This is a genomic window from Kitasatospora sp. NPDC034023 (genome assembly GCF_055575795.1).
On record NZ_JBVIRY010000057.1, the window covers coordinates 1 to 24,722 of the forward strand.

The 24,722-nt window shown below is 74.3% G+C and carries 10 protein-coding genes; 6 read left to right on the plus strand and 4 right to left on the minus strand.

Annotated elements, in window-relative coordinates:
• The 3 genes from ACZ52R_RS40335 to ACZ52R_RS40345 all read left to right on the plus strand — a co-directional run.
• On the plus strand, positions 1–2,037 hold a 2,037-nt coding region (locus ACZ52R_RS40335), incomplete at its 5' end, for a type I polyketide synthase (protein ID WP_465755275.1).
• A 47-nt stretch (positions 2,038–2,084) separates the two neighbouring features.
• Entirely contained in the window at positions 2,085–13,784 is an 11,700-nt protein-coding gene (locus tag ACZ52R_RS40340) for a type I polyketide synthase (protein ID WP_465755276.1), read from the plus strand.
• Positions 13,785–13,963: 179 nt separating this feature from the next.
• A complete protein-coding gene (locus ACZ52R_RS40345) occupies positions 13,964–14,728 on the plus strand; it encodes a thioesterase II family protein (RefSeq protein ID WP_465755277.1) in 765 nt (254 codons plus the stop codon).
• 124 nt (positions 14,729–14,852) lie between these two features.
• Here the strand turns inward: ACZ52R_RS40345 and ACZ52R_RS40350 are convergent, their stop codons facing one another.
• The 4 genes from ACZ52R_RS40350 to ACZ52R_RS40365 all read right to left on the minus strand — a co-directional run bounded on the left by ACZ52R_RS40350 (position 14,853) and on the right by ACZ52R_RS40365 (position 21,809).
• A complete protein-coding gene (locus tag ACZ52R_RS40350) occupies positions 14,853–17,753 on the minus strand; it encodes a helix-turn-helix transcriptional regulator (protein WP_465626368.1) in 2,901 nt (966 codons plus the stop codon).
• Between the two features lie 935 nt (positions 17,754–18,688).
• Complete coding sequence (locus ACZ52R_RS40355) at positions 18,689–19,084, minus strand: helix-turn-helix domain-containing protein (protein ID WP_465755278.1); 396 nt, start codon at positions 19,082–19,084, stop codon at positions 18,689–18,691.
• Positions 19,085–19,292: 208 nt separating this feature from the next.
• Entirely contained in the window at positions 19,293–20,975 is a 1,683-nt protein-coding gene (locus ACZ52R_RS40360; RefSeq protein ID WP_465626371.1) for a flavin monoamine oxidase family protein, read from the minus strand.
• 30 nt (positions 20,976–21,005) lie between these two features.
• Entirely contained in the window at positions 21,006–21,809 is an 804-nt protein-coding gene (locus tag ACZ52R_RS40365) for a carbon-nitrogen hydrolase family protein (protein ID WP_465626373.1), read from the minus strand.
• 254 nt (positions 21,810–22,063) lie between these two features.
• Between ACZ52R_RS40365 and ACZ52R_RS40370 the strand changes: the two genes are divergently transcribed.
• From ACZ52R_RS40370 to ACZ52R_RS40380, 3 genes are read left to right on the plus strand one after another with little or no spacing between them, the layout of a single operon-like run.
• Complete coding sequence (locus ACZ52R_RS40370; protein WP_465626375.1) at positions 22,064–22,999, plus strand: ACP S-malonyltransferase; 936 nt, start codon at positions 22,064–22,066, stop codon at positions 22,997–22,999.
• Between the two features lie 53 nt (positions 23,000–23,052).
• Complete coding sequence (locus ACZ52R_RS40375; RefSeq protein ID WP_465626377.1) at positions 23,053–23,916, plus strand: metallophosphoesterase family protein; 864 nt, start codon at positions 23,053–23,055, stop codon at positions 23,914–23,916.
• The gene (locus ACZ52R_RS40380; RefSeq protein WP_360509062.1) at positions 23,913–24,584 is read left to right on the plus strand and encodes a 4'-phosphopantetheinyl transferase family protein; all 672 of its coding nucleotides are present in this window, start codon (positions 23,913–23,915) and stop codon (positions 24,582–24,584) included. Before ACZ52R_RS40375 ends, ACZ52R_RS40380 begins: the two co-directional genes overlap by 4 nt.
• Positions 24,585–24,722 lie beyond the last annotated feature (138 nt).

The window sequence follows — 24,722 nt, forward strand, 5'->3', positions numbered from 1 at the left end:
TCCGTGCACGCGGCCGGTGCGGGGGAGTTGCGGGTCAGGATCTCCGCTGTGGGGGCCGAGGCGGTCTCGCTCGCGGTGGCCGATGCCTCCGGTGCGCCGGTCGCGACGGTCGACTCCTTGGTGCTGCGGGCGTTCTCGCCGGAGCAGCTCGCCGCGCAGGGCGGCCATGATGCGCTCTTCCGTCCGGAGTGGACTCCTGTCTCGCTGCCGGTGTCGGCGCCCGACGGTGTGATCGGTGTCCTGGGCGGGGACGGCCTGGGCCTGGCCGGCGCGATCGCCTTCGCGGACCTGGCGGACATCGCCGAGGGCGGTGTCACCCCCGACATCCTGGTGCTCCCGGTCGCCGTCGGGACCGGGTTTGACCTTGCCGCGGCCACGCACAAGGCCGTGCGGGAGGCCCTGGAGCTGGTGCAGGAGTGGCTGGCAGCGGACGCCTTCGCGGATTCCCGTCTGGTCGTCGTCACCCGCAACGCGGGCGAGGCGAACCTCCCGGCCGCCACGGTGCGGGGTCTGTTCCGGTCGGCGCAGTCGGAGAACCCGGGCCGGATCACCCTGATCGACCTGGACGGTGACCCCGCCTCGCAGCGGGCGCTGTCCTGCGCGCTCGGCACCGACGAACCGCAGCTCGCGCTGCGGGCCGGCAGCGCCACCGCGCTCCGCCTGGCCAGGACGGGCGAAGCCGCGGTCCCGGCCGTGGGTCTGCGGGCGTTGGACCCTGCGGGGACGGTGTTGCTGACGGGTGCGACGGGTTCGCTCGGTCGGCAGGTGGCCCGTCATCTGGTGGTGGAGTACGGGGCTCGTCGTCTGTTGTTGGTGTCGCGTCGTGGCGAAGCGGCCCCGGGTGCGGTGGAGTTGGCGGCGGAGCTGGCCGGTCTGGGTGCGGAGGTGTCGTTCGCGGCGTGTGATGTGGCGGATCGTGCCGCGCTGGCGGCGGTGCTGGCGGGTGTGGAGTTGACCGCGGTCGTCCACACGGCGGGTGTGTTGGATGACGGGATCCTGCCGTCCCTGACGCCTGAGCGGTTGGATGCCGTGTTGCGTCCGAAGGTGGATGCGGCGTGGAACCTGCACGAGCTGACGAAGGACCGTCCGCTCGCCGCGTTCGTGCTGTTCTCCTCCGCGGCCGGGGTGTTCGGTGCGGCGGGTCAGGCGAACTACGCCGCCGCGAACGCTTTCCTGGATGCCCTCGCCGAGCACCGCCACTCCGCGGGTCTCCCGGGGCAGTCCCTGGCGTGGGGGCTGTGGGCGGAGGACGGCGGCGGTATGGCCGGAGAGCTGGGCGACGCGGACGTGCGGCGGATGGCTCGCGGCGGCGTGCAGGCGCTGTCCACGGCCGAGGGCCTCGCCCTGCTCGACGCCGCCGGTGACCGCGACGACGCCGTCCTGGTGCCGATCCGCCTCGACCTCGCCGGACTCCGCACCCAGGCCGAGGCGGGCATGCTGCCGCCGGTCCTGCGCGGGCTGGTCCGGGCGCCGCTGCGCCGGGCCGCGGGGACGGCCGTCCACGCCGCCGGCCCGTCGCTGGCGGAGCGACTGCTGGGCGTCCCCGAGGAGGACCGCGAGGCCGTGCTGACGGACCTCGTCTGCTCCGAGGTCGCGGCTGTGCTGGGCTACCCGGGCGCCGGGTCCGTGGATGCCGGTCGCGCGTTCAAGGACCTCGGGTTCGACTCGCTGACCGCCGTCGAGCTGCGGAACCGCCTCAACGGCGTCACGGGCCTGCGGCTGCCCGCCACCCTCGTCTTCGACTACCCGACTCCGGCGGCCCTGGTGGCGCTGCTGCGGGCGGAGGCCGTGCCCGACCCGGCGGCGGCCGTCCTGCCGCTGCTGGCCGAGCTGGACCGGCTGGAGGCCGCGCTGGTGGGGACACCGGCTGACGACGAGGGCCACCTGAGGGTCGCCCACCGGCTCCAGTCACTGCTCACCCGGTGGAACGACCAGCAGGCCGCCCCGGCCGAGAACGCCGCCGTCACCGAGGAGCTCGCGGAGGCCACCGATGACGACCTCTTCGACTTCATCGGCAAGGAATTCGGCATCTCCTGACCCCGCCACCGCCCGACCCACCGCACCATCCTGAAAGGTGACCCGACATGCCGGCAGACCAGGCGGCCGAGGACAAGCTCCGGTACTTCCTCAAGCGCGTCACGGCGGACCTCCACGAGACACGCCGACGGCTGAAGGAGATGGAGGACGGCGAGCACGAGCCGATCGCCATCGTCGGCATGGCCTGCCGCTTCCCGGGCGGGATCGAGTCGCCGGAGGACCTGTGGCGCCTGGTCGCCGACGGGCGGGACGCCGTGTCCCCCTTCCCGGAGGACCGCGGCTGGGACGTGGAGAACCTGTACCACCCCGACCCCGACCACCCGGGCACCTCCTATGCCCGGGAAGGCGGATTCCTGCACCGGGCGGGGGAGTTCGACCCGGCGTTCTTCGGCATCAGCCCGCGTGAGGCGATGTCGATGGACCCGCAGCAGCGGCTGCTGCTGGAGACCTCCTGGGAGGCGTTCGAGCGGGCCGGCATCGATCCGGTGAGCCTGCGCGGCAGCCGGACCGGTGTGTTCGTCGGCGTGATGTACAACGACTACGGCATGCTGCTCCAGCAGTCGGTGGAGGGAGCCGAGGGCCAGATCGGGACGGGCACCTCGGGCAGCATCGCGTCCGGCCGGGTCTCGTACACGCTGGGGCTGGAGGGACCCGCCGTCACGATCGACACGGCTTGCTCCTCGTCCTTGGTGGCGCTGCACCTGGCCTGTCAGTCGCTGCGGCAGGGTGAGTCGACGCTGGCGCTGGCCGGCGGTGTGACCGTGATGCTGACTCCGGGCACCTTCGTGGAGTTCAGCCGCCAGCGGGGCCTGGCCGCCGACGGGCGCTGCAAGGCGTTCTCGGACGACGCTGACGGCACCGGCTGGGGCGAGGGCGTCGGCATGATCCTGGTCGAGCGGCTGTCGGACGCGCTCGCCAACGGCCACCGGGTGCTCGGCGTGGTCCGCGGGTCGGCGGTCAACCAGGACGGCGCCTCGAACGGCCTGACCGCGCCGAACGGCCCGTCGCAGCAGCGGGTGATCAGGCAGGCGCTCGGCAACGCCGGGCTCACCGGCGACCAGGTCGATGCGGTCGAGGCGCACGGCACGGGCACCTCGCTCGGCGACCCGATCGAGGCACAGGCCCTGCTCGCCACCTACGGCCAGGGCCGCCCGGGCGGGCGCCCGCTGAAGCTGGGCTCGGTGAAGTCGAACCTGGGCCACACCCAGGCGGCGGCCGGTGCGGCCGGTGTGATCAAGATGGTCATGGCGATGCAGCGGGGAGTGCTGCCGAAGAGCCTGCACGTGGGCGAGCCGTCCTCGCACGTCGACTGGACCGCAGGGGCCGTCGAGCTCCTCAGCGAGGCGCAGGAGTGGCCTGAGACCGGCGAACCGCGCCGGTCGGCGGTCTCCTCGTTCGGCTTCAGCGGCACCAATGCCCACATCATCCTGGAGCAGGCGCCGGCGGTGGAGGCGCTTCCCGATGCGGTGGATGGGCCCGCGGTGGACGTGCCTGCGGTGGATGTGCCCGCGGTGGATGTGCCCGCGGTGCCTGGGCCGGTGCCGGTGGTGCTGTCGGGCCGTACCGAGCAGGCTCTGCGGGAGCAGGCCGGTCGGTTGGCGCGGCGGCTGGCGGCCGATCCGGGTCTCGCGCTGACCGATGTGGCGTTCACGCTGGCGACGGCCCGTTCGGCGTTCGAGCAGCGGGCGGCGCTGGTCGGTGATGACCGGGCGCGGTTGCTGGCCGGTCTGGAGGCGCTGGCCGCGGGCGGCTCGGCAGGGGTTCGTGGGGTTGCGGGGACGGGTGGTCGCACGGCGTTCCTGTTCGCGGGGCAGGGCAGTCAGCGGGTCGGGATGGGTGGGGAGCTGTATGCCTCCTACCCGGTGTTCGCGGCTGCGTTCGATGCGGTGTGTGCGGAGTTGGATCCGCTGTTGGGGCGTTCGCTGCGTGAGGCGGTCGCGGATGCGGAGCTGATCAGCGAGACGGGGTTCACGCAGCCGGCGTTGTTCGCGTTGGAGGTGGCGCTGTTCCGGTTGGTCGAGTCGTGGGGTGTGCGGCCGGACTTCCTGGCGGGGCATTCGATCGGTGAGCTGGCTGCGGCGCATGTGGCGGGCGTATTCTCGCTGGCGGACGCGTGCCGGCTGGTGGCGGCGCGTGGCCGGCTGATGCAGGCGCTGCCGCGCGGCGGCGCGATGGTGGCCGTCCAGGCGGCGGAGGCCGACGTGCTGCCGCTGCTGACGGCCGAGGTGGGCATCGCTGCCGTCAACGGGCCGGCGTCCGTGGTGATCTCTGGCACCGAACAGGCCGTCCTGGACGTCGCGGAGAAGCTGACGGCCGACGGCTGCCGGACCAGGCGGCTCACCGTCAGTCATGCGTTCCATTCGCCGCTGATGGACGGCATGCTGGCGGAGTTCCGCGCCGTGGCCGCCGAGGTGGTTTTCGCGGAGCCGCGGGTCCCGATCGTGTCGACGCTGAGCGGCTCGCTCGTGTCGGCCGAGTTGACCGACCCCGAGTACTGGGTGCGGCACGTTCGCGAGGCCGTCCGCTTCGCCGACGCGGTGCACGTGCTGGAGGGCGAAGGCGTCCGGACGTTCCTGGAGCTGGGCCCGGACGGCACGCTCAGCGCCATGGCGCAGCACTGCCTCGCCGAGGACAGCGACGCCGTCCTCACCCCCGCCCTGCGCCGCGACCGCCCCGAGCCGGAGAGCATCACCACCGCGCTCGGCCAACTCCACGTGCTCGGTGCGAAGGTCGACTGGCAGGCGGTGTTCGCCGGCACCGGTGCCCGCCGGGTGGACCTGCCCACCTACGCCTTCCAGCACGAGTACTTCTGGCCGCGGCCGCTGCGCGGGTTCGTGGGGGACGTGGTGTCCGCCGGCCTCGGGGCGGCCGACCACCCGCTTCTCGGTGCCTCGTTGGCGCTCGCCGACGCGGACGGCCATGTGTTCACCGGGCGGCTGTCGTTGGACGCCCACCCGTGGCTGGCGGACCACGCCGTGGCCGGCAGCGTGCTGCTGCCCGGCACGGCGTTCGTCGAGCTGGCGGTCCGGGCCGGTGACCAGGTCGGGTGCGGTCTGCTGGAGGAACTGACCCTGGAGGCGCCGCTGGTGCTTCCGCCGCGCGGTGCCGTGCAGGTGCAGCTCTCCGTCGGCGTCCCGGACGACTCCGGCCGCCGGTCGGTGGCGGTCTTCTCCCGGCCGGAGGATGCACCGCTGGACGAGCCGTGGTCGCGCCACGCTGCCGGTGTGCTTGCGACCGGCGGGAGTACGTCTGCCCCATTCGACCTGGCCGAGTGGCCGCCGGCCGGTGCCGAGCCGCTCGCGGTGGACGAGGTGTACGAGGCCTTCGCCACGGCCGGGTTCGCGTACGGGCCGGTGTTCCAGGGCCTGCGGGCGGCGTGGCGGCGGGACGGCGAGATCTTCGCCGAGGTGGCGCTGCCGGAGGACGCGCGGGCCGAGGCGACATCGTTCGGCCTGCATCCTGCACTGCTCGACGCTGCGCTGCACGCGGTCGGCGCGGGCCGGGTGCTGGAGGACACCGGCCAGGGGCGGCTGCCGTTCTCCTGGTCGGGCGTGTCGCTGTTCGCCGCCGGCGCGACCGAGCTGCGCGTACGGATCGGCGCGGTCGGCGCCGATGGCGTGTCGCTGGCCGTGGCGGACGGCACGGGCCGGCCGGTGGCCGAGGTCGGCACCCTGATCCTGCGGCCCTTCGCCCCTGAGCAGTTGGCGGGGGGCCGGCAGGATTGGCTGTTCCGCCCCGAGTGGCTGCCGGTGGTCCTGCCGTCCTCCGCGTCGGCCGGGTCGATCGGGGTGCTGGGTGAGGACGGGCTGGGCCTGCCCGGTGCGGTCCGCTTCGCCGGTCTGGCTGCGGTGGCAACGGCCGAGGCCGTCCCCGACATCCTGGTGCTCCCGGTCCCCACTGTGCTCGGCCCCGATCCGGTGGCCGCCGCGCATGCGGCTGTCCGGCACACCCTGGCGCTGCTGCAGGAGTGGCTGGCAGCGGACGTGTGGGCGAACTCCCGCCTGGTGATGGTCACCTGGGGCGCGAGTTCCGGCAAGGACCTGGCGGCCGCCGCGGTGCACGGCCTGCTGCGCTCGGCGCAGTCGGAGAACCCGGGCCGGATCACCCTGATCGACCTGGACGAGGACCCGGCCTCGCTGCAGGCCCTGCCGAATGCGCTCGACGCCGAGGAGCCCGACCTCGCCCTGCGCGCCGGCGAGGCCTTCGCCCGGCGGCTGATGCGGGCCGCCGGGACGGACTCCCCGGCCGTGGGTCTGCGGGCGTTGGACCCTGCGGGGACGGTGTTGCTGACGGGTGCGACGGGTTCGCTCGGTCGGCAGGTGGCCCGTCATCTGGTGGTGGAGTACGGGGCTCGTCGTCTGTTGTTGGTGTCGCGTCGTGGCGAAGCGGCCCCGGGTGCGGTGGAGTTGGCGGCGGAGCTGGCCGGTCTGGGTGCGGAGGTGTCGTTCGCGGCGTGTGATGTGGCGGATCGTGCCGCGCTGGCCGTGGTGCTGGCGGGTGTGGAGTTGACCGCGGTCGTCCACACGGCGGGTGTGTTGGATGACGGGATCGTGCCGTCCCTGACGCCTGAGCGGTTGGATGCCGTGTTGCGTCCGAAGGTGGATGCGGCGTGGAACCTGCACGAGCTGACGAAGGACCGTCCGCTCGCCGCGTTCGTGCTGTTCTCCTCCGCGGCCGGGGTGTTCGGTGCGGCGGGTCAGGCGAACTACGCCGCCGCGAACGCTTTCCTGGATGCCCTTGCCGAGCACCGCCACTCCGCGGGTCTCCCGGGGCAGTCCCTGGCGTGGGGGCTGTGGGCGGAGGACGGCGGCGGTATGGCCGGAGAGCTGGGCGACGCGGACGTGCGGCGGATGGCTCGCGGCGGCGTGCAGGCGCTGTCCACGGCCGAGGGCCTCGCCCTGCTCGACGCCGCCGGTGACCGCGACGACGCCGTCCTGGTGCCGATCCGCCTCGACCTCGCCGGACTCCGCACCCAGGCCGAGGCGGGCATGCTGCCGCCGGTCCTGCGCGGGCTGGTCCGGGCGCCGCTGCGCCGGGCCACCGCCGCGGGGTCCCGGGTCGGCGCGGGGTCGGCGCTGGCCGTTCGGCTGGCGGCGCTCGGTGCCGCGGAGCGGGAGACCCTGCTGTTCGACCTGGTGCGCGGCGAGGTGGCGGAGGTGCTCGGCTACGGCGGTGCGGCCGCCGTGGATCCGGACCGGGCCTTCAAGGACCTCGGGTTCGACTCGCTGACCGCCGTCGAGCTGCGGAACCGCCTCAACGGCGTCACGGGCCTGCGGCTGCCCGCCACCCTCGTCTTCGACTACCCGAACCCGGCCGCGCTCGCCGAGCAGCTCCGCACCGAGCTGCTCGGTGCGCTGCCGGAGGCCGCCGCCGACGTGAGCACGGCCCTGGACGACGAGCCGATCGCGATCGTCGGCATGGCCTGCCGCTACCCCGGCGGGGTCGAATCGCCCGAGGACCTGTGGCGACTGGTCGCCGACGGGCGGGACGCGCTCTCGGCCTTCCCCGAGGACCGAGGCTGGGACGTCGAGACCCTCTACCACCCGGACCCGGACCACCAAGGCACCTCGTACGTCCGCGAGGGCGGATTCCTGCACCGGGCGGGCGAGTTCGACCCGGGGTTCTTCGGGATCTCGCCGCGTGAGGCGATGTCGATGGACCCGCAGCAGCGGCTGCTGCTGGAAACGTCCTGGGAGGCCTTCGAGCGGGCCGGCATCGACCCGCGAACGGTTCGCGGCAGCCGCACGGGTGTCTTCGTCGGCGTGATGTACAACGACTACGCCATGGTGCTCCAGCAGTCGGTGGAGGGAGCCGAGGGCCAGATCAGCACCGGCACCTCGGGCAGTATCGCCTCCGGCCGCGTCTCCTACACCTTCGGCCTGGAGGGGCCGGCGGTCACGATCGACACGGCGTGTTCCTCCTCGCTCGTCGCGCTGCACCTGGCCTGTCAGTCGTTGCGCACCGGCGAGTCGTCGCTCGCGCTGGCGGGCGGTGTGACGGTGATGCTGACGCCGAGCACGTTCGTGGAGTTCAGCCGCCAGCGCGGCCTGGCCGCCGACGGCCGCTGCAAGGCGTTCTCGGACGACGCGGACGGCACCGGCTGGGGCGAGGGCGTCGGCATGATCCTGGTCGAGCGGCTCTCCGACGCCCGGCGAAACGGCCACCCGGTGCTCGGCATCGTCCGCGGCAGTGCCGTCAACCAGGACGGCGCGTCGAACGGCCTGACGGCGCCCAACGGCCCGTCCCAGCAGAGGGTCATCAGGCAGGCGCTCGCGAGCGGTGGGCTGACGGCCGGCGAGGTCGACGCCGTTGAGGCGCACGGCACCGGCACCACCCTCGGCGACCCGATCGAGGCACAGGCGTTGCTCGCCACCTACGGTCAGGGGCGCGCGGAGGGCCGTCCGCTCTGGCTCGGCTCGGTGAAGTCCAACATGGGCCACACCCAGGCGGCGGCGGGGGCGGCCGGCGTGATCAAGATGGTGCTGGCGATGCAGCACGGGGTGCTGCCGAAGAGCCTCCACGTGGGCGAGCCGTCCTCGCACGTCGACTGGTCGGCCGGCGCCGTCGAACTCCTCGCCGAAGCCCGTCCCTGGCCGGAGAACGGGCGGGCACGCCGCTCGGCGGTCTCCTCCTTCGGCTTCAGCGGCACCAATGCCCACATCATCCTGGAGCAGGCCCCGGAACCAGAGGCCGTGGAAGCGGCGGACCAGGACGGCGCACCGCTGGTCGCGCTCACCTCCGGTCTGCCGTGGGTGCTCTCGGCCCGCACGGCCGGCGCGCTGCGCGGCCAGGCCCAGCGGCTGCTCGACCTGCTGGACGGCGAACCGGACACCGCGCCGGAGGCGGTCGGTGTCGCCCTGGCGTCGACCCGAGCTGCCTTCGAACACCGTGCCGTGCTCGTCGGCGCCGACCGTTCCGAGCTCCGGGCGGCCCTGGAGACCCTGGCGGCCGACGGCGTGTCGGCCGGTCAGATCAGGGGCGTGAGCGGTTCGGCGGGCCGGGTGGCGTTCGTCTTTCCTGGTCAGGGTTCGCAGTGGGCCGCGATGGCGGTGGAGCTGTTGGAGTCGTCGTCGGTGTTCGCTGGGCGGATGGCGGAGTGTGGGGCGGCGTTGGCGCCGTTCGTGGACGGCTGGTCGCTGCTGGAGGTGGTTCGGGGCGTCGAGGGTGATGCGTGGATGGATCGGGTGGACGTTGTCCAGCCGGTGTTGTGGGCGGTGATGGTGTCGCTCGCGGAGGTGTGGCGTGCGTCCGGTGTGGAGCCGGGTGTGGTGGTGGGTCATTCGCAGGGTGAGATCGCTGCCGCGGTGGTGGCGGGTGCGTTGTCGTTGGAGGACGGTGCCCGGGTGGTGGCGTTGCGCAGCCGGGCGATCGCGGGTGGTCTGGCGGGTCTGGGTGGCATGGTCTCGGTGGCGTTGCCGGTGGAGGAGGTGCGTGAGCGTCTCGGTGACGGGGATCGGGTGTCGGTCGCGGCGGTGAACGGTCCGTCGGCGGTGGTGGTGTCCGGTGAGCCGGCCGCTCTGGAGGAGTTGTTGGCCGCGTGTGAGGTGGACGGCGTTCGTGCCCGTCGTGTCCCGGTGGATTACGCCTCGCATTCCGCGCAGGTGGAGTCGATCCGTGCCGAGCTGTTGGAGGTCCTTGCGGAGGTCCGTCCGCGGGCGGGCTCGGTGCCGGTGTTCTCGACGGTGACCGGTGAGCTGGTCGACGGTTCCGCCATGGATGCCGAGTACTGGTACACCAACCTCCGTACCACCGTCCGGTTCGCCGAGGCGACCGAGGCCCTGTTGCGTGGGCAGGGTGTCGGTACGTTCATCGAGGTCAGCGCGCATCCGGTGCTGGCGATGGCGGTGCAGGACACTGCCGAGGCGGCCGGGCACGACGCGGTGACCGTGGGCACGCTGCGCCGCGGCGAGGGCGGCTCGCGCCGGGTGCTGGCCTCGCTGGCCGAGGCGTGGGTGCGCGGCGTGGCCGTCGACTGGCGGGCCGCCGCCTTCGCCGGCACCACCGCCGTCCCGCCGCTCGCACTCCCCACCTACGCCTTCGAGCGGGAGAACTACTGGCCGCGCCCGTTGACCGGCTGGCTGGGCGACGTCACCTCGGCCGGTCTCGGGTCCGCCGACCACCCACTGCTCGGCGCGTCCCTCGCGCTGGCCGACGGCGACGGCGAGGGGTACCTGTTCACCGGCCGGCTCGACCTGGACTCGCACCCGTGGCTGGCCGACCACGCCGTCGGTGAGCTGGTGCTGCTGCCGGGCACCGCGTTCGTGGAGCTGGCCGTCCGGGCCGGCGACCAGGTGGGCTGCGACCGGCTGGACGAACTGACTCTGGAGGCACCGCTGTTCCTGCCCGCGCAGGGCGGGGTGCAGGTCCAGCTCTGGGTCGGCGCACCGGACGACGGCGGCCGGCGCACCGTCAGCCTCTACTCCCGGGCGGAGGCTGCCGAGGCGGAGGAGCCGTGGATCCGGCACGCCGCCGGCCAGCTGTCCGCAGCTCCTTCGACCGACGCCGGCCCCGACCTGTCCGAGTGGCCGCCGGCCGCTGCCGAGGCCGTCCCGGTCGACACCGTCTACCAGGGCTTCGCGGCGGCCGGGTTCGACTACGGCCCGCTGTTCCGGAGCCTGCGCGCGGCCTGGCGCCGCGACGGCGACCTGTTCGCCGAGGTGGAGCTGCCGGAGGAGAGCCACGACCAGGCAGCCCGCTACGGACTGCACCCGGCGCTGCTGGACGGCGCGCTGCACGCCATCGGCCTCGGCGGTGTGCTGGCCGGTGCCGGACAGGCCCGGCTGCCGTTCGCCTGGGGCGGGGTGCGCCTGCACGCGGCGGGGGCTGCCTCGCTGCGGGTGCGGATCACCGCACAGGGCGCCGACGCGGTCTCGCTGGCAGTGGCGGACGGCACCGGCGCGCCGGTCGCCACGGTCGAGCAGCTGGTGCTGCGGCCGGTCGCGGTGGACCGGCTGTCGGCGGGTCGGACGGCCTTCCACGAGTCGCTGTTCCGGGTCGACTGGTCGCCGGTGCCGCTGGGCCCGCCCGCCGCGAGCGCGCCGGGCGAGGGCTGGGCGGTCCTGGCCGCGGAGCCGGACCTCGGCGGCCCGGGTGCCGGTGCTGCGGCGGATGCGGCTCGGCTGCTCGGCCTCGGCGGGGCGACCCCGTACGGCGGGCTGGACGCGCTGTCCGCCGCCGTCGCGGACGGTGCGGCCGCCCCGGGTACCGTCGTCCTCCCGCTGCTCGGCGGACCGTCGGAGCACGGGACGGACCCGGTGTCCGCGACCCGTGCCCGGCTGCACGCCCTGCTCGGACTCCTCCAGCAGTGGCTCGACCTGGAGCCGTTCGCGGACTCCCGCTTGGTCGTGGTGACCCGCGGGGCGACGGCCCCCGCCGATCCGGAGGCCACCGCCGACAGCCCGGCGACCCCCGGCGACCTGGCGGCGGCGGCCGCGTGGGGATTGCTGCGGACGGCCCAGGCGGAGCACCCGGACCGGATCGTCCTGGTCGATCTGGACGCCGACCCGGCCTCGCTGCACGTCCTGCCGCGTGCCGCCGACTGCGGCGAGCCCCAGGTGGCCCTGCGCGCCGGGGACGCGCTCGCCCCGCGCCTGGCGCGGGTGCCCGACGCCACCGACTCCACCGACACGGCCGACGCCACGGGGCCCGCGCTCGACCCGGACGGCACGGTGCTGGTCACCGGCGCGCTCGGCCTGCTCGGTGCGCTGGTCAGCCGCCACCTGGTGACGGCGTACGGCGCGCGGCGCCTCCTGCTGGTCTCGCGCCGGGGTGCGGACGCCGAAGGGGCCGACGCGCTGTCCGCCGAGCTGACCGCGCTCGGCGCCGAGGTGACGCTCGCCGCCTGCGACGTCGCCGACCGCGCCGCCCTGGCCGCGCTGCTCGACGGCCTGGCGCACCCGCTGACCGCCGTCGTGCACGCCGCCGGTGTGCTGGACGACGGCCTGCTCGCCTCGCTCACCCCCGAACGGCTCGACGCCGTGCTGCGCCCGAAGGTCGACGCGGCGTGGAACCTGCACGAGCTGACGGCCGGCCACCCGCTGGCCGCGTTCGTCCTCTTCTCGTCCGCCGCCGGCGTGTTCGGCATGGCGGGCCAGGGCAACTACGCGGCCGCCAACGCCTTCCTGGACGCGCTCGCCGAGCGGCGCCGCGCCGCCGGCCTGCCCGCGACCGCGCTCGCCTGGGGCCTGTGGGCCGAGGAGAGCACCATGACCGGCGACCTCGGCGAGGAGGGCGTCCGGCGGTTGGCCCGCGGCGGCGTCATGGGGCTCTCCTCCGCCGAGGGCCTGGCCCTCTTCGACACCGCACTGGCGCTCGCCGGCGCCACCCGGGCCCCCGCCGACGCCGATGACCCCGCCGCCGGCCCCGGTGGCGCGCTGCTGGTACCGGCCAGGATCGACCTGGCCGGGGTACGGGCCGGCGCCGCCGCGACCGGCCGGGTGCCCGCGCTGCTGCGCGGCCTGGTCCGCATCCCGCTGCGGCGCTCCGCGGCGGCCGGCGGTTCCTCGCCGCAGCTGCTGGCCGAGCGGCTGGCCGGGCGGTCCGCCGAGGAGCAGGACGGCATCCTGCTGGAGCTCGTCCGGATGCACGCGGCGGCCGTGCTCGGTCACCCGCGGCCGGACGCCGTGGACGCCGAACGGGCCTTCCTGGAGCTGGGCTTCGACTCGCTGACCTCCGTGGAGCTGCGCAACCGCCTCGCCGCGGCCACCGGCCTGCGGCTGCCGGCGACGCTGCTCTTCGACCACCCGGCGCCGCGGCTGGTGGCCGCCAGGCTGCGTACCCTGCTCGGGGCGTCCCGGACGTCCGGTGCTGCGACGGACGGGCCGGGTACGGAGCCGGCGGCCGGCAACGGGGAGAGCGGGCGGCCGTTGGGCAGCATCGGCGCCCTGCTGCGGTCGGCGGCGGCGACGGGCCGCAGCGGCGAGTTCATGGAGCTGCTGTTCGCGGCCTCGCGCTTCCGTCCGGCCTTCGACGCGGCCGAGGCCGCGTCGGCGTCGGCGCCCGCGATGGAGCCGGTCCGGCTCGCCGAGGGGCCGGAGCAGCCGCTGCTGGTCTGCCTGCCCTCGCTGCTGGCGATCTCCGGGCCGCACCAGTACGCCCGGCTGGCCGCGGCCTTCCGCGGGCGGCGGGCGGTGAACGCGCTGCCGCTGCCCGGCTTCCTCCACGGCGAGCGGCTGCCCGCAGACGCGGCGGCGATCCTCGAACTGGCGGCGCAGAGCGTGCTGCGGGTCGCCGACGGCGCGAAGTTCGTGCTGCTCGGCCACTCGACCGGCGGCCTGCTCGCCCAGGCGACCGCGGCCCGGCTGGAGGAGCTCGGCGCCGGACCGTCCGCCGTCGTGCTGGTCGACACCTACTCCTTCACGGCGCCCGCCGCGCCCGGCGCCCCGACAGCGGGCGGCGGGGCGGCCTCCGTCGCCGAGCTGCTGCCCGTGCTGACCGGCGCGATGCTGGCGCGCGAGGGTGCGTACGTGCCGATGGACGACGCCAGGCTCACCGCGATGGGCGGCTACCTGCGGCTGTTCACCGGTTGGCGCCCGGCGGGGATCGCCGCTCCGACGCTGCTGGTGCGGGCGCCCGAGTCGCTCTCCGCGCCCGGCGCCGGCGCCGAGGCGCTCACCAGCGGGGCCCGGGCCTCCTGGCCGCACGAGCACACCGTGCTCGACGGTCTCGGCGACCACTTCACCGTCATGGAGGAGCACGCCGCCGCGACCGCCGGGCTGATCGAGAACTGGCTGCGCGAGGTCTGCTGAGCCAGGTGCCGGCGCCTCCCGCCGCGGCGGCGCCGGCACCGCCACGGGCACCGGCCCCGAGTGCCGGTGCCGTCCGCGCCGTCCCGGCCCGACCCCCGGCGGGCCGGGACGGCCCCCCCCGCACAACCGCGACCCACCGACCCACCCACCCGTCCTTCGACCGAAGAGAGAGATCCCGCATGACCGCGCCCGACCCCGCCGATTACGACCTCTGGATCCGCCGCTTCCACCAGGCCCCGGACGCCCCGGTGCGGCTGCTGTGCCTGCCGCACGCCGGCGGCTCGGCGAGCTTCTACTTCCCGGTGTCCGCCGCACTGTCGCCGGGCATCGAGGTGCTCGCCGTGCAGTACCCCGGCCGGCAGGACCGCCGCTCCGAGCCCGGCATCGGGACGGTCGCCGAGCTCGCCGACCGCATCCACCGGGTGCTCGCCCCGGTCGAGGACGACCGCCCGCTTGCCCTGTTCGGGCACAGCATGGGTGCGGTCCTCGGCTTCGAACTGGCCCGGCGGCTGGAGGCGGACGGGCGCGCCCCGGCCGTGCTCTTCGCCTCCGGGCGCCGCGGGCCGGCCACCCACCGGGACGAGCGGGTCCACCTGCGCGACGACGACGGCCTGGTCGCGGAGCTGAAGACGCTCAGCGGCACCAACACGGCACTGCTCGGCGACGAGGAGATCCTGCGGATGATCCTCCCGGCGATCCGCAACGACTACCGGGCGATCGAGACCTACCGCCGCCCGGAGGGCGGGCCGCTGAGCAGCCCGATCGTGGCGCTGATCGGCGACGACGACACGAAGTCCAGCGTGGAGGAGGCCAAGGCGTGGGCCGAGGAGACCACCGGCGACTTCCGGCTGCGGGTGTTCCCCGGCGGCCACTTCTACCTCGCCGCGCACCAGCGGGAGGTGCTGGCCGAGATCACCGACGGGCTCGCCGCGCACTCCGCCTGACCGGGCGGCAGTACGCCGTCGGCCCCGCTGGGCGAGCGGGGCCGACGGCGCATGAGGAGAGGTGATGTGGTCGTTCTGCCGCGCCGGTGCGGAGCGCGGAGCGGGCTGCGGGAGCGATCGGGGATCAGGCGTAGCCGGCGGTGCCCCCGCCGGCCGCCAGGCACAGTTCGCCCGGCAGGTCGCTGCGCCGGGTGACCTTGAGCTTGCGGTACACCCGGGTCAGGTGCTGCTCCACGGTGCTGACGGTGATGAACAGCTCACGCGCGATCTCGCGGTTGGTGTGCCCGAGCGCGGCCAGCGAGGCGACCCGGCGCTCGGCGTCGCTGAGGCCGCCCGCAGAGGCGCCCCCTGCGGTCTGCGGAACCTCCTCGCGGACGTCGGAGAACAGGTTCGACAGGCCGCGCTGGATGGGCTCGGCCCGGTGCTCCTTGGCCAGCTGCCAGGCGCGGGTCATCATGATCCGCGAACGCTTGTGGTCGCCGAGCTTCTGGTGGGTGTAGCCGAGGTCGGCGAGCGCCAGCGCCAGCTCGATCGGCGAGTCGCTGCGCTGGAGCTCGTCGACGGCCTGCCGCAGCAGTGAGGGGCGGTGCTTGAGCTCGGCGACGGCGGCGCTCAGGCGCACCGTCATGCCGCGGGAGCGGGACGGCCCTGGTTGCAGGCGCCGGGTCTGCTCGTCGATCAGCACCCTGGCCTTCTGGGAGTCGCCGGCCTGCAGGTGCACCCGGGCCGCGGCGCCGCGCCACGGCACCACGCTCGGCAGGTCGAGGTCCCAGTCCTGCATCATCTCGCCGCAGATCGTGAAGTCGTCCAGGGCGGCCTGGGAGTTGTTGGTGGCCAGCCGGAACTCGCCTCGCGCATAGAGGTAGTGCAGGCCGTAGCGGGTCTTGTAGATGGCCTGCGGCACCGGGCGGTTGAGCAGTTCCGCGGCGTCCTCGTACTTGCCCATCGCGGTCTGCGCGCAGAGCAGGGTGGCCAGCGGGAGGGCGATGTTGACGCCCCAGCCCTGCCAGGGCATCGCCTCCAGGGCGGCCATCGCGTCGCGTTCGGCGTCGGCCAGCCGGCCCTGGCGGGCGGCGATCTGGCTGCGCAGCGCCAGCAGCGGCGGGCGCCAGCCCTCGGCGGCGTTGCCGATCCGCTCCAGCAGCTGGTCGCAGCAGAGCGCCGCCCGGTCCAGCTGGTCGCCGTAGATCAGCGCGAGCAGGGCGAACTCGGCCTGCTCCCACGAGCGGTAGGTCAGGCGCAGGCTGCGCAGGACCTGTTCGGCGGCGAGGAAGGTGTGCTCGCGGGCCCGCCCGCTGAGCACCTCGTCCAGGACGGCGGCGGCCTGCAGCTGCGGGTCGGCCCGGACGGCGGCGGGGGTGTGCCCCTCGTCGACCCGGCAGGGACCGAGCGGCGGCAGGTCGGCGATGGCGCCGGGGTAGGAGCTGGAGAGCATGAGCTTGACGGTCTGCAGTTCGGCGGCGGTGCGGCTCTCGACCGTCCACTGCTGGCCGATGATGTGTTCGAGGATGGCCGAGGCCTCGGTGAGCCGGCCGTGCCGCAGCAGGTACTTGAGCACCACGACGGACTGGCGTTCGCCGAGGTCGCCGGAGCGCAGGGCGGAGGTGAGCTGCGGCAGGTGGCGGACGGCGTTGCCGGCCTGGAGCTGCCACTCGACGCCGGCCAGCAGGGTCAGCACCTCGCCGCGCCGGCGGCGGTCGGTGCAGCTGCGGTGGGCGTGCTCGACGCAGCGCCGGGCCAGTGCGGCGTCGCCGTCCACCAGCGCCTCGCGGGCGACGTCGCAGAGCACCTTGGTGCTCCAGGCCTCGCCGGGTTCGGTGGAGGCCAGCAGCTGCTCGGCGATGGCCCGCTCGGGGGCGCCCCGGGTGTAGAGCAGGTGGGCGGCGCGGAAGTGCAGGCGGCTGAGCTCGCCGGCGTCGGTGTCGTGCAGGACGGCGGTGCGCACCGCCGGGTGGCGGAAGCGGCCGTGCTCCAGCATGCCGGCCGAGTCGAGACCTCTGATCACGCGTTCGACCGAGGCGGGGGAGCGGTCCACCAGGTGGCCGAGCACCTGGACGCAGCTCTCGTCGCCGAGGACGGCGATGCCGCGGGCGACCGCCAGCGCCGAGGCCTCGCTGCGGTGCAGGCAGCTGACGACGGCTTGGGAGAAGGCGTAGCCGGCCCCCAGAGTGGCGGACCGGGCTTCGGAGGGCAGCCGGGTACAGGTCCGTAGGTCGTCCAGCAGGGCGTGGACGAGCAGCGGGTTGCCGCCGGTCAGGGCATCGACCCGGGCGCAGAGCTCGGGGGCCGCGAGCTCCTCGTCGCGCTGCCCGACGGTGCGCCGGCCGTCCTCGAGCCGTGCGCCGGTCAGGGCGCTGACGCCGTCGTGGCTGAGCGGGCCGAGCATCACACGGCGGCAGTTCGGCTGGCGCAGCAGTTCGGCGTGGAAGGCGGGCTGCGGGTGCTGGGAGGCGGTGCGCTCGGCCAGGACCACGGCGATCCGGGCCGAACCGAGCCGTCGGATCAGGAAGAGCAGCCACTGCAGGGAGTGCTCGTCGGCGTGGTGCACGTCGTCGACGCAGATCAGGATCGGCGACACGGTGGAGAGTTCGAACAGGACGGCGCAGAGTTCCTGGACCAGATCGCCGCAGAGCCGGGCCGGTCGGCCCGCGTCGGAGTCCGGGCCGGTCCGTGCGTGGAGGGCGGGCGGCGCATCGGTCCCGGCGGCCGCGGCGGAGGTGACGGCGAGCCGCAGCAGGCGCTGGACGTGCTCGTGGCGCGCCGGGTTGAGCGGGGCGTGGCGCAGCAGCTGGCCGGCGATGCTGAGCGGCGTGTGGTCCTCGGCCTGCGCCCCGACGGCACGCAGGGTGACGAAGCCTGCCGTGTGGGCCTGCTCGCACAGTGCGCTGAGCAGGACGCTCTTGCCGGTGGCGACCGGTCCTGCCACCAGGCCGACCGCTCCCACCCCGTTCAGTGCGTCGGTGGTGATTCGGCTCAGCTGGAGCAATTCCTCGCCACGTTCGATCAATTCGGTTCGGGGCGTCATGTGCTGGGCTCCTCGCTTCGGTTCCCGACAGCCGACCGTGGCGAATGCCCGGGTACGGGGGCGCGTTCGCGCACGGCGGCACGGAATGTTCAAAGGCGTTCCCGGCAGGCCTCCGGGCCTCGGCTCGCGGGGGCCGGTCGACGGGGCGTCGGTTCGCCGGGATCGGGGCGTCGGCACCGCTGCCCACCGGGCGAGTCCTCGCTGGCGGCGCCGCTCGCCTCACTGACTGGCAGGCGAGAAAACGAAGTTGACGGTGCGTCTGGATCTGTTTCGAGGCGATCCGTTCGGCTGCCTGTTCCCAACGTGTTGAATGCCATATCCCATAGCGTTGAACACTGTTCCCCCGGTGAACTGGCGGCGACAATTCCGGTCCGGCCCGAATGAAGAATGATCCGGGATTCAACCAGAATCGCGATCGCACGGATTGCATGCCCGTCCGCTCCGCCACTGTGGCCGTCTGCCGAGGCCGTGAAAAGGAGTTGCGGGACAACTGGTCAGAACATAACACTGCCGAACCCCGCCGGACGATACCTGCCATCAGGAACTGATCAAGATTGGTAGCCGCTAGGAGCCCTAGGGGTAGGGGTAGGGGCCCCCGTTCGGCGGGGTCGAAGCCGCAAATCCGGGCTAATCGCCCATCTCGCCGGGCTGCCGCCCGCCCGTGCGGCGGCCCGGAGCCGTCAACTTCCGAACAGGGGTACCCGCCGGCGCCGTCCGGGGTCGCTCATTTCCGTAACTGTCCCGTAATTACTCGGACATACAAGCGAACGGCCGGTTTCCCGCAGCGGAGTGCTGCTGAGGGAAACCGGCCGTCCGTGGGTGGGCGATTCGGTGGTCGTGAGGTGGAGCGGTTGTGTGCGGCGGGTCCGGCCGCGGTCGGCGCGGGATGCGACCCGCCGGGCCGGGGCCGATGTCCGGGGCCTGAGGGCAGTGACCTACGGCTGCCGGCAGTCGGAGCGGTCGCCGTCCTGCGGAGGGACGCCGCCGGTGTCGTTCGCGGTCCCGTCCCGGACGATCAGCCGGCAGCGGCGGCTGCGCAGCGTGCCGGTGAACGCCAGGTGCGGGCCGAGGTGGCCGACGATGCGGTCGGCGGCGGATTTCGAGATGCCGAAGAGAGTGGCCACCTCACGCATGGTCAGATCGGTTCGCCGGTACGTCATCACCAGCAGGACCCGGTCCTCCAGTCCGAGAGCCCAGCGCCGGCCGGCCCGCGGCCCGTCGTCTCCGGCGAGGGGGCGGAGTGACTCCAGCAGTTCGGCGAACTCGTCGGCGGCCAGACCGGTGAGCAGTTTCACCCAGGTCGTCTCCGCCGCGCTGATCAGCTGTGCCATCGCCCGTCCTGCCCGGTCCGGTGTTGCGCCGCCGCCGGCCTCCGTCCGGCTCCGGGGCGGCGGGCCGGACCGGCACGGCTCCCGACACCCGAGGTCCGGTCGCCTCGTGCCCGGCCGTCCCGGGCCCAGCCCCCACCTAGCGTCCACCGCTGCCGTCCCCCATCGCTACCCAGCCCGACACCCGCATGCCTGCCCACGAGGCGTGCGCTCACTCCTCCGGCAGGAGGAGCGGCGCGATCTCGTCGAAGACGTCCCCGGGGCCGGGATTGGCCGGGTCGGTGGCGCCGCCGAGGTGGTGCACCACGCCCCATACCGCGTTGAGTGCGGTGGTGACCGCGCCCTCGGCGAATCCCGCCGTCCAGGAGACGTCGTCCCCGGCCAGGAAGAACCCGCGCTGACCGGCCGGGAAGCCGTCCTGCACGAACTGGGTGAACAGCCTCCGCTGATAGCGGTACTGTCCGGGCAGGTTCGCCTTGAAGGCGCCCATGAACAGCGGCTCGGTCTCCCAAGTCACCGTAACGGGCGGTCCGATGATATGCCTGCGGAGATTCACCGTGGGATAGATTTCCGCCATCCGCGCGAGCAGGACCTCCAGCCGCTCCTCGTCGCTGAGCGTGGCGAACTTCAGCGAGTCGTCGTTCCACGTGTACGACAGGCAGATGACGCCCGGCCGATCAGGGCCGCCCTGGTCGAACAGGTAGACCCCGCGCGGCGCACGGTCGGTGAGCGTCATGCTCATCATGTCCGCGCCGGTGGCGGGGTCGCGATCCAGCCAGAACGGCCGGTCCGTCAGGACGAACAGCTTCGAGGCGCCCATGTAGTGGGTCCGCTCCACCGCCGTCCAGTGCTGCTGGGAGAGCAGGGCCGGGTCGCACGCGACCCGGTTCAGCAGTGTCCACACGTGCGGTGTGAAGACCACCGCCGCGTAGCGCTCCGACACCCCGTCGGCGTCCGTCACCTCCACGCCGTCGCCGGCCCGGCGCAGCGCCCGCACCCCGGGACGCGGCCGCCCGCCGTGCAGGGTGGCCAGCGAAGTACCGGCCGGCCAGTGCCCGCCCGGGCCGGCCGGGCGCGTCCACAGCCCGTCCACGAACCCGCCGGTCCCGCCGACCAGCCGCACCTGGTCCTGGTCGGCGCCGGTGAACACCACCCGCAGCACCTCCAGGATCGAGTTGGGGAAGTCGGTGTCCCAGCCGCCGGTGCCGAATCCCACCTGTCCGAAGATCTCCCGGTGCCGGAACGAGCGGAAGTACGGCGAGGCCGCCAGGAAGCCGTAGAAGGACTGGTCGTCCAGGGTGCGCACCATCCGGTTCCACACCGCCTTCAGCAGCGGGGCGTCGCGCCGACGGACGGAGGCCTCCACCACCGCCAGCTCGGCCTGCTCCAGCAGCGTCTTCTCCCAGGCGTCCGACACCTCCCGGTACACCGGCGGCAGGTCCTCCGCCGTCCGCGCCACCCGGTGCTCGCCGTTCAGGTGCACCAGGGTGCTCGGGGTGTGCGCCGACAGCGGGTTGGGGAACGGACTGGTCTCCAGACCGAGCGCGTCCACGTAGTGGAAGAGCGCCCGCGCCGACTGCGGGAAGCGCATCGCGCCCATCTCGGCCGAGACCGCCGGATCCGCCGGGAAGGGCACCGCCCGCATCCGGCCGCCCAGCTCCCCGGCCTCGTACACCACCGGGCGCAGGCCCAGCCGCAGCAGCTCGTAGCCGGCCACCAGGCCCGCAACGCCGCCGCCCACCACCGCGACCGGCGTGCCGCGCCGCTCGGCCGGCACCCGGCCGAGCCCGGCCGGATGAGCCAGCCAGTCGTCGTAGGCGAACGGGAAGTCGGGGCCGAACATCGTCAGCGGGGCGGTCAGTTCACGCGAGAACGCGCCGGTACCGGGAGACATGGGACACCTTTCGGGGCCCAGCCCACAGGGTCAGCCCAGTCGGGCGGGCAGACCCTCGTAGAGCTCGGGACGCCGGTCGTGGAGATAGGGAGTGTCGGCGCGCGCCTTCGCCACCACGGCCGGGTCGACGTCCGCCAGCAGCAGACCCTCGACGGGTTCCTCCAGGGTCACCCGCGTGCCGTCCGGCGCGGCCACCGTGGTCAGCCCGCAGAAGTCCAGGCCGCCGTGCGCGCCGATCCAGTTGCTGTACGCCACGTACAGCTGGCTCTCGAAGGCCCGGGCCGGCACCAGGGTCCTGGCGACGACGTCCCAGGGCCGCATCAGCGCCGTCGGCACCAGCAGCAGCTGGGTGCCGGCCATCGCGTGCGCCCGCACCGGTTCGGGGAACTCCACGTCGTAGCAGACCAGCAGCCCCACGGTCAGCCCGCCGAGGCGGGCCTGCACCACGCCGCGGTCGCCCGGGGCGAAGCGGGAGGCGTCCACGTCGCCGAACAGGTGCGCCTTGCGGTAGGCCGCGAGGGTGCCGCCGTCCGGGCCCACCAACCGGGCCGCGTTGTAGACGCCGGTGCCGTCGTCCTCCGGCCAGCCGTGCACCACGGCGATGCCGAACTCCCGGGCGACCGCGGAGACGGCCGCGCAGTGCGGGCCGTCCACCGGCCCGGAGGCCTCGGCCAGGTTGCCGGGCCGCAGCGGATAGCCGCCGAGGGTCATCTCCGGCGCGACCAGCAGCTCGGCGCCCGCCTCGGCGGCCCGGCGGGCCGCCTCCCGCAGCCGCGCCACCAGGTGCGGGACGTCGGGGGAGCCGCACGCGGCCTGCCAGCAAGCAATCCTCATCGCGTGCGTCCTCAGGTAGCGGGTGCCGTCGTCCCCGGGCGTCGTTCGCCGCCACCGACGCTAGGCGGACGCCGCCCGCCCCGACAACCCCTGGTCAGCGAGGGTCCGCCGCGGCCGCCGGCCTAGGGGCCGCAGGGGTGCCGACAGGGGTGGCGGCCGCCCCGGCCGGCGCGGTTGTGTTCCACCGGGACCCCTGCCCCCGGCACCGCCGGCCGGCCCCGTCCCGTCCCGAACCGCCGACAGAACGGGCTGACATGACGACCGGTGAGCCGGGGAGCAACGCACTCGTCTTCCCCGCCATGGGCCCCTCGCGCTTCGCCGACTTCGGCCGCTTCATGGTGGTCAACGCCGGCGCGCGGAAGTACTTCGCGGCCGCCGACGAGGTGCTCGGCCACAGCGTCTTCGACGCGCTGCGCGACAGCGACGACGACTACTCCGAGACCGCGCAGGTGGCCTCCTTCGTCGCCTCGCTGGCCCTGGTCGAGTGGGGTCTGGCCACCGGCCGGCAGGAGCCGGCCGACTACTGCGCCGGCGTCAGCTTCGGCAAGTCGGCGGCCGCCGCGCACGCCGGCGTGCTGCCCTTCGAGGAGGCCGTAAGCCTGGTCGCCGAGACCGCCCGCTGCGAGGCCGCGTACTTCACCGAGCACCACCGCGACATCGTCACCCACTCCTTCGTCAAGATCGGCCCGGAGCTGCTCGACGAGCTGCTCGCCGAACTCGCCGACGCCGGGGAGTGGTACGAGGTCTCCTCCCGGCTCGACCACGATCTCTGCATGGTCTCGCTCTCCGAACGGGCCCTGGACGGCTTCAAGCGCCGTATCGGCGACAGCGGGGGCTACTCCCTGTACACGATGCGCCCGCCCGCGCACGCGAGCATCTTCGGCCCGCTGCGCGACCGCGTCGAGCAGGACGTCCTCGCCCGCTACCGGCTGCGCGACCCGCGCGTGCCGATCGTCTCCGACCAGGACGGCTCGCTGGTGGAGAGCGCCTCGCAGGCCTCGGCCTGGCTGCTCGGCGGATTCGTCCGCCCGATGAACTGGCCCGGCGTGGTGGCCACCCTGGCCGGCCTCGGCGTCGACCGGATCACCATCGTCGGACGCGACCGGCTGCTGCGCCGGCTGCGCTGCACCGTCGACAACTTCAGCACCAGCACGCTCGCCCCCGAAACGGCACTCACACCAGCCGCCTGACCGGCCGTCGGCGCACACGCGCGGCCGAGCGGCCCCGAGGAAGGCACCACCCCTTGACGAACCACCCCGGTGCGGCGGACGGCACGCTCTTCGCGACCAGCGACCTGCACATCGGCTACCAGGAGAACCGCGCGATCGTCGAGGGCCTGCGCCCGCACGGCCCGCGCGACTGGCTGATCGTCGCCGGTGACATCGGCGAGATCGCGGCCGACGTGGAGTGGGCCCTCGGCGTCCTCGCCGAGCGCTTCGCCACCGTCGTCTGGGCACCCGGCAACCACGAACTGTGGACCCACCCCTCCGACCCGGTCGCGCTGCGCGGCGTCGCCCGCTACGAGCACCTGGTGCGCATCTGCCGCGGCCTCGGCGTGCACACCCCGGAGGACCCCTACCCGCTCTGGCACGGGGAGGGCGGCCCGGTGCGGATCGCGCCGCTGTTCGTCGGCTACGACTACACCTTCCTGCCGCCGGGCACCCGGACCAAGGCGCAGGCCCTGGCCCGGGCCCACGAGAGCGGCGTGGTCTGCTCCGACGAGTACCTGCTGCACCCCGACCCCTACCCGAGCCGCGAGGCCTGGTGCCGGGCCCGGGTGGCGGCCACCGAACGCCGGCTCGCGGCGGAGGACCCGGCGGTGCCGACCGTCCTGGTCAACCACTACCCGCTGGTGCGCACCCCGACCGACGTCCTGTACTACCCCGAGTTCGCCCAGTGGTGCGGCACCACCGCCACAGCCGACTGGCACACCCGGTTCCGCACGGCGGCCGTCGTCTACGGGCACCTGCACATCCCGCGCAGCACCCGCTACGACGGCGTCCGCTTCGAGGAGGTGTCGGTCGGCTACCCGCGCGAGTGGCGCCGACGCGGACCGGGCGCGCCGGCCGGGCTGACCCGGATCCTGCCCGAGCGGGGTGCCCGGTGATCGAACGGATCCTGCCCGACGGGGTCGCGGTGGCGGAGTCCACCGGGGTGCTGCCGACCGCGGCCGCCGAGGCGCCGGAGCTCTTCCCCGAGGAGCAGGAGCACATCGCGGCGTCGGTGCCGCTGCGGCAGGCGGAGTTCCGGGCGGTCCGGGCCTGCGCCCGACGCGCCCTGGCCGCCCTCGGCCGCCCGGCGGTCCCGCTGGTGCCCGGTCCGCGCGGGGAACCCCGCTGGCCGGACGGCCTGGTCGGCAGCATGACGCACTGTGCCGGCTACCGCGCGGCCGCCCTGGCCCCGGCCGACCGCCTGCTCAGCCTCGGCATCGACGCCGAGTCCGACCTGCCGCTGCCCGAGGGCGTCCTGGAGGCGATCGGCCGCCCGGAGGAGCTGCCGCAGCTCGCCGCCCTGCGCCGCGCGCGGCCCGAGCTCCACCCGGACCGGCTGCTGTTCAGCGCGAAGGAGAGCGTCTACAAGGCGTGGTTCCCGCTGACCGGGCTGATGCTCGACTTCACCGAGGCGACCCTGGTGCTCTCCCCGGACGGCACCTTCACGGCACGGCTGCTCGTCCCCGGCCCGGTGGTGGCCGGGCGCCGGCTGCCCGGCTTCCGGGGGCGTTGGCTGGCCGCGTCCGGCCTGGTCCTGACGGCGATCGCCGTGCCGCGGCCCTGAACGTCCAGCACGGTTGCGGTGAAGGGGAGTTGACGGGCCGGGGCGACCCCGCAGGGGTGGGGGCGGATAGGGGTACTGCAGCCGCCGACCCGTCGGTAACGTCCCGGACGTGGCGGAGCTCCGGCGATCCCGGCCGGG

Excerpts from the sequence above, each read along its gene's own strand:
- ACZ52R_RS40350 (WP_465626368.1), bottom strand. The coding sequence starts at position 17,753 with ATGACGCCCCGAACCGAATTGATCGAACGTGGCGAGGAATTGCTCCAG.
- ACZ52R_RS40360 (WP_465626371.1), bottom strand. The coding sequence starts at position 20,975 with ATGTCTCCCGGTACCGGCGCGTTCTCGCGTGAACTGACCGCCCCGCTG.
- ACZ52R_RS40355 (WP_465755278.1), bottom strand. The coding sequence starts at position 19,084 with ATGGCACAGCTGATCAGCGCGGCGGAGACGACCTGGGTGAAACTGCTC.
- ACZ52R_RS40370 (WP_465626375.1), top strand. The coding sequence starts at position 22,064 with ATGACGACCGGTGAGCCGGGGAGCAACGCACTCGTCTTCCCCGCCATG.
- ACZ52R_RS40365 (WP_465626373.1), bottom strand. The coding sequence starts at position 21,809 with ATGAGGATTGCTTGCTGGCAGGCCGCGTGCGGCTCCCCCGACGTCCCG.
- ACZ52R_RS40340 (WP_465755276.1), top strand. The coding sequence starts at position 2,085 with ATGCCGGCAGACCAGGCGGCCGAGGACAAGCTCCGGTACTTCCTCAAG.
- ACZ52R_RS40345 (WP_465755277.1), top strand. The coding sequence starts at position 13,964 with ATGACCGCGCCCGACCCCGCCGATTACGACCTCTGGATCCGCCGCTTC.